The sequence below is a fragment of the Microcystis sp. M165S2 genome (assembly GCF_020245885.1).
Taxonomy (GTDB): Bacteria; Cyanobacteriota; Cyanobacteriia; order Cyanobacteriales; family Microcystaceae; genus Microcystis.
This window is the reverse complement of record NZ_JADBTZ010000147.1, coordinates 1-5806: the sequence shown is the minus strand read 5'-3', so window position 1 is coordinate 5806 and position 5806 is coordinate 1. Positions and strand designations below refer to the sequence as shown.

The following is a 5806-nucleotide window of genomic DNA, read 5'->3' as shown; positions in this document are numbered from 1 at the left end:
ACTTTTTCCAGTCGTTTATCCATTGTTTCGACTTTCTGATCAAGAGTTTTAATATCTCCTTTGATTTCTGTGACTTCCACCTTTAAATCATTAACATCTTTTTGGAGACTGTCAAATTTTTGATCCATATCTCTTTGGAGATTGTCGATTTTCTGATCCACATCTCTTTGGAGACTGTCAAATTTTTGATTAACATCTCTTTGGAGAGAGTCAATTTTCTGATTAACATCTCTTTGGAGACTGTCGATTTTACTCTCGATCCTTGTCAGGACAGATTCGAGAGAATAGGTAACGGTTTCGCTAGTTTGTGTCATAGTTAAAACCCTCTGGTCGATATAGCCAAATATAATTAGGTTATGCTGAAACAGTTTTTCGTGGAGGTGGGGTGTCGGGTGTGGGGTTTTAGCCATTTTCAGGTGGTCAATTGCCTAATTTTCAGGGAAAAAGTCCCTGAATTTTCCCCTCTGATCACTCCAATGGCTGGCACTTTTTGATGGCAAAAAAGCCTAAAGATATTATCCAACAAAGTTTTTAGATTTATTCAGCCAGCCCCAATTATTCCCCTATTGCCTATTGCTAGGAGCCAAGGACGATTTTGCTGCCGGAAAATTTTCAATTGTGGCCAGAGATCGATCGTGGTAATTTAAGAAAGCGATCGGGGAACTCTAACAGGGAAGATCCCGACCCTAGCCAGGGAGTGCCTGTTTAACCGTCTGTCCTATGTACAAGTCTATTACTGTTTTAACGCTGCTGACGGGAATTATCGCCGTTGATGTGGTTTTTGCTCAATCCACTGTTAATCTTCCCATCACAGTTAAACGGGGAGAATCCTACGAAGGATTATTGACTAGAGCATCGCAATTAGCAGAGAAAACTATCATCAGTCGTTTTAATCAACAACAGGGTATTAATAAAATTGATTTATTAATAACGGCCGAAAAATCAGGGGCGATCGCACCTCTCCTCTCGGTCAAGGTATCCCGTCAAGATTGGTTTGGCCATCCCAATATTCAACGCTGGGCTAATGTTTTTCCCTTTGGCAAAGATATCCTCGGTTTTAGCTCTCCCGCACCCGTCGTCACCCCGAACAATCCCCCCGCTGCCGTTAATCCCAGTCCATCTCCAGCACCATCTCCCACCGCTACCACTCCTCCTCCTCCCCCTGCTTTACCCTTCGAGGACGAGCCGAATAATGCTCCCCCAATCCCCATTCCTAACCAAAGATTAACCACTCCAGCTAATCGTTAATCGATAGGAAAAGGAGGGGCTTTCGGCAGATATATTGACTTTTAAGTGGCAAAACGGGGCTGAAACCAGTCTAGGGGAAAAATATCATCTTCTTGGGCGGTTTCTGTCCAACCGGTGACGCTCTCAAAACAAGTCCCCGTCAAGTTAGCACCCCTCAAGTCCGCTCCCTGTAGATTTACCTCTTGTAAACGCGCTCCCGCTAGATTAGCACCCGCTAAATTGGCCCCGCGTAAATCACTACCCGTCAGACGTGCCTCGCTAAAATTAGCCCTTTCTAAATTGGCCCCCTGAAAGTCCACCTCTTTAAGAAAAGAGCCGCTAAAATTGGCTTCCCTTGCGGAAATCTGACGACATTTAGCCCCACTTAACCGCGCTTCCTGCAAATTAGCCCAATTGAGATTGACTTTATCTAGGGTTGCCTCCCGGAGATTAACTAAGTATAAATTCGCCCCGCATAAATTCGCCCCGCATAAATTCGCCCCCCGGAGATTAGCCTGGGAAAGATCCGCCCCACTTAATCGCGAGTTACGCAGGTTTGCCTGTACCATAAAGGCCCCGGTGAGATTGGCTTTGGTTAAGTCCGCTTCCACTAATTGCGCTTGACTTAATTTGGCATAGGTTAAATTCGCCCAATTCAAACTCGCTCCCCGCAGATTTGATTTAGTCAGAAAAGAGCGACTCAAATTAGTTCCGCACAAATTGGCCGCAGCAAAATTGACAGCGATTAGAGTCACTTGTTGTAGATCTAGACTCATCAAGTCAATGGCTAAAAAATCCCGCTCTCCTTGTTCGTAGAGTCTTAGTAACTGATTAACTTTCATCTCCCTTCTTCTACTTTAAGATGGTGGTTAAGAAGTAATCAACAAAAGCACCCAAAAACTTCGTCTGATAACTAACTCATCTAAAAGCTGAGTTAGTTATCAGACTCTCTTTTGAGTTTATGTAAAGTTTTTTATCGATTTTTTAAGAGAAGATAACCCGAACAGCAAGTTAATTTTAATCATAGTTAAATAGCTTGGCTAAAACAGTTTGACTGGTTTTCCCAATTCTACCCCAGTCCATCGGGTAATCAGTATCTGAAACTACTCTTGTTAAAAAACTTATCTATTGTTCAAACTCGATTATTCAGCTTTTTAGCCCTCATCCGTCAGCCTTGAGTCAGTAATCAGTTATCAGATGTGAGTTTTCGGTTCACTGATTACTGATTACTGATTACTGTTCACTGAAAATACTTCCCAACCCCTGCTAATCCCCTAATTCCCTACTCTAAAGCGTAGATACGACCATCCATGAGCAGACGGGTGATCCCTTTAGCTTCCAGTTGAGCGTGAGCTTTTTCGATCAGGCGACCGTCGGGAACTTTAATCACTTTTTCCTTGCGCTTGGAGAAACGACGAGCGATGCGATGACTTTCAAAGATGGGGAGGGTGCGCTGCTGGATTTCCTGAGGGGGAACCTTACCCAATTCGGCAAAATCCTTGAGGGGACGGGTGATTAATTCGGCAGCGCGATCAATGACCAAGTAACAGGTTTTGGGAAAAGCCGCCGCCGATAGGGGTAATATCTGTAATTGGGCTGTTTTAACGATAGTCGGGCCTAAATAGCTGCCCGCTAGTTCCTCCTCCTCCTCGTCTTCATCTTCATCCTCCTCTTCATCCCAATCCTCGTCAAGCTCATCTTCCTCCTCCTCTTCCTCGATAGCTTCGACGAAAAACTCGTTTAAATTAGCGTTTTCTAGAGGCTTATCGCCATTAATTTCTGTATCTTCCGAATTATCTGCTTCTGGCGGGTAAGAGGTATCCATTAACAGGGTTAATTGTTCCACAGAAGCGATCGGTTGCTCAAAATCCCACTCATCCTTAGCTTCGATGCGCGCTGCCCGAAAACTAATCACCTCGATCGCTTTTTCCGATAAATCCGCGGCTGCTCCCTCCTCCTCGAGGCCACGAGGATTGCGGGCCAAGCGTTTTTTCTGGATTAATTGCTCGTATTCCTCGCTAGAAAAAGAATTTTTGAGAAAACGACTGACCGTAGAACTACTCACGCCATAACGCTCGGCTAAGGTGGAAGTGGTGGCCTCCGTTTCCCGATAAAGCTTAAGAATTTCTTTTTTCGTGGCATCAGTCAGTTTTCTTGGACTCATATTACTTATATAGTTATTTTTTAAGCGATAGGATCTTGCCGATGGCTAGTCAGGGGAAACTGTTGTCCTTGAGCGGATGTACTCTTAATCATAAAACGCTCTAGCCAATTAAAACTAAGCAATTCGTTTTCTAGTCCCTGTTCTAGTCTATCCTTGACTTCTGTTTCTCACCACTACTCAAGATTAAAAAATTGACGATGATATCAAGTGCTGCTAGTCAAAAAGCCTTATTAGTTCTGGCCGATGGTACGGTTTACGAGGGTTATTCCTTCGGATCCAAGGGAACCACCGTCGGCGAAGTTGTCTTTAACACCGGGATGACTGGTTATCAGGAAGTCCTCACCGATCCCAGTTATGCTGGTCAAATCGTCACTTTTACCTATCCGGAATTGGGAAATACGGGGGTTAACCCCGAGGATGAGGAGTCAATTCGTCCCCAGGTGAAAGGAGCGATCGCCAAAAATGTCTGCCACCGGCCCAGTAATTGGCGTTCTACCCAATCCCTACCGGATTATCTGGCCGCTCATCATGTTATTGGCATCTATGGCATCGATACCCGGTCTTTGACCCGCAAAATTCGCTCGGTTGGGGCGATGAATGGGGCAATTTCTACGGAAATACTGGATTATCACGATTTACTGCGGCTGGTGCAGGCAGCCCCCAGTATGGCGGGGTTAAATCTCGTTAAAGAAGTTACCACGAAGGAAGTGTACGAATGGACGACTCCCACCCCGTCCGCCTGGGAATTTGCACCAATTGATAGTGATCAAGAACCATTAACGGTGGTGGCGATCGATTTTGGCATCAAACGCAATATTCTCCGGCGTTTAGCTAGCTACGGTTGTCGGGTGATCGTGGTTCCCGCCGACACTCCCCCGGAAAAAATCGCCGCATATAATCCCGATGGTATTTTCTTTTCTAACGGACCGGGAGATCCGGCGGCTGTCACCGAAGGTATTGCCCTAGCCAAGCAACTTTTACAAGGGGAAAAACCCACTTTTGGCATCTGTATGGGTCATCAAATTTTGGGGCTATCCCTAGGAGCAGAAACCTTTAAACTGAAATTTGGCCATCGCGGGTTAAATCAACCCTGTGGACTGCGGCAACAGGTGGAAATTACCAGTCAGAATCACGGTTTTGCGGTGCAGGAAGCCTCTTTAAATCCGCAAGTGGAGATTACCCATCTCAACCTCAATGATCGCACCGTAGCGGGTTTAAAACACAAGTCTTTGCCCTTTTTCTCGGTACAATACCACCCCGAAGCCAGTCCCGGCCCCCACGATGCCGATTATCTGTTCGCCAAATTTGTTGATTTAATGCGGGAAGCAAAAAAGGATCGGTCGTAAATTTTTAGGATATACTAGGGTTTTGATTTTTACGGCTCTAGAGCTAGGAGGCGATTATTCCAGAAGCAATTAACTTGACCGTCAGCTTGCGAGGTACGCGTGAGGTCAGAGATAAGTACCAAATTTTCCGTTTGACGGGTCTTTTAGATGCCTTTTCCGAACCGACTTTTTGTAAGGTGATCGAAGGCTATGTGGATCAAGGTCCCAAGGATGTGATTATTAGCCTCGCTCAGATTGATTTTATCGATAGCTCCGGTTTAGGGGCTTTAGTAAAATTGGTGAAAAAGGCCAAAACCGAAGGAGGCAGTTTACAAATTGTTACCAATGCGCGGGTAACTCAAACCGTAAAACTGGTGCGATTGGAGCAGTTTTTTTCCCTGCAACCCACCCTAGAAGCTGCGATCAAATATCTGGAAAAAGCGTAAATCGTGGAATCTCCTCTCGAAAAAATTCGCTTACAGCTAAGTGGCGAGGGGTCACAACTCCTAGAGGGTCTTGACCGATTATCGCCCGCTTCCCTGGCCTATCTAGGGGATGCTGTTTATGAATTATACATCCGCACCTATTATTTACTGCCGCCCCAGCGTCTGGGAGACTATCACGCTCAGGTGGTGGGCAAAGTCAGGGCCGAACAACAGGCTTTAGATTTAGAACAACTGCAGCCCTATCTGACGGACCAAGAAAAAGAAATTCTGCGCCGGGGACGCAATGCGGTCACGGGAAAACGCCGTCGTCTGACAGCCCAAGTCTATCAGCAGGCCAGCAGTTTAGAAACCCTGTTCGGCTATCTTTATCTGCAAGACCCCTCCAGATTACATCAACTATTAGAAAAACTAGAATTTTGACACTCTCGCCGTCAAGCTACGCTGTGACGGGAGATTCTTGCTTCTACTCCTCTTAACTAGGGTCTGCTGAAAAAGTTTTTCGGTGGGGGTTGGGGGTTGGGGGTTGGGGGATGGGGGATGGGGGATGGGTTTTACCGATTTTCAGGTGGTCAACTACCTAATTTTCAGGGAAAAAGTACCTGAATTTTCCCCCTGATCACTCCCATGCCTGGTACTTTTTGATT

At 45.8% G+C, this 5806-nt stretch carries 7 protein-coding genes; 4 read left to right on the top strand and 3 right to left on the bottom strand.

The window, feature by feature from the left end:
* The coding region (locus IM479_RS07820) for a polyhedral envelope domain-containing protein (protein WP_287686073.1) at positions 1–314 on the bottom strand (314 nt) is incomplete at its 3' end.
* Between the two features lie 406 nt (positions 315–720).
* Between IM479_RS07820 and IM479_RS07815 the strand changes: the two genes are divergently transcribed.
* Positions 721–1248, top strand: coding sequence for a hypothetical protein (locus IM479_RS07815; protein WP_287686068.1), 528 nt, complete (start codon positions 721–723; stop codon positions 1246–1248).
* Between the two features lie 41 nt (positions 1249–1289).
* Here the strand turns inward: IM479_RS07815 and IM479_RS07810 are convergent, their stop codons facing one another.
* Both IM479_RS07810 and IM479_RS07805 read right to left on the bottom strand, forming a co-directional pair.
* On the bottom strand, positions 1290–2069 hold the full coding sequence (locus IM479_RS07810; protein WP_287686069.1) for a pentapeptide repeat-containing protein: 780 nt from the start codon (positions 2067–2069) through the stop codon (positions 1290–1292).
* Positions 2070–2509: 440 nt separating this feature from the next.
* On the bottom strand, positions 2510–3391 hold the full coding sequence (locus IM479_RS07805) for a helix-turn-helix domain-containing protein (RefSeq protein WP_287686070.1): 882 nt from the start codon (positions 3389–3391) through the stop codon (positions 2510–2512).
* A gap of 197 nt (positions 3392–3588) precedes the next feature.
* On the opposite strand from IM479_RS07805, the gene carA reads away from it, so the two are divergent.
* The 3 genes from carA (at position 3589) to IM479_RS07790 (ending at position 5582) form a co-directional block, all read left to right on the top strand.
* Positions 3589–4737: a glutamine-hydrolyzing carbamoyl-phosphate synthase small subunit gene (gene carA, locus IM479_RS07800; RefSeq protein WP_287686071.1), complete on the top strand. Its 1149-nt coding sequence runs from the start codon at positions 3589–3591 to the stop codon at positions 4735–4737.
* Positions 4738–4811: 74 nt separating this feature from the next.
* Positions 4812–5162 (top strand): STAS domain-containing protein, encoded by a 351-nt coding sequence (locus IM479_RS07795; RefSeq protein ID WP_287686072.1) that lies wholly within the window; start codon positions 4812–4814, stop codon positions 5160–5162.
* 3 nt (positions 5163–5165) lie between these two features.
* Entirely contained in the window at positions 5166–5582 is a 417-nt protein-coding gene (locus tag IM479_RS07790) for a Mini-ribonuclease 3 (protein WP_287077165.1), read from the top strand.
* The last annotated feature ends 224 nt before the right edge of the window (positions 5583–5806 follow it).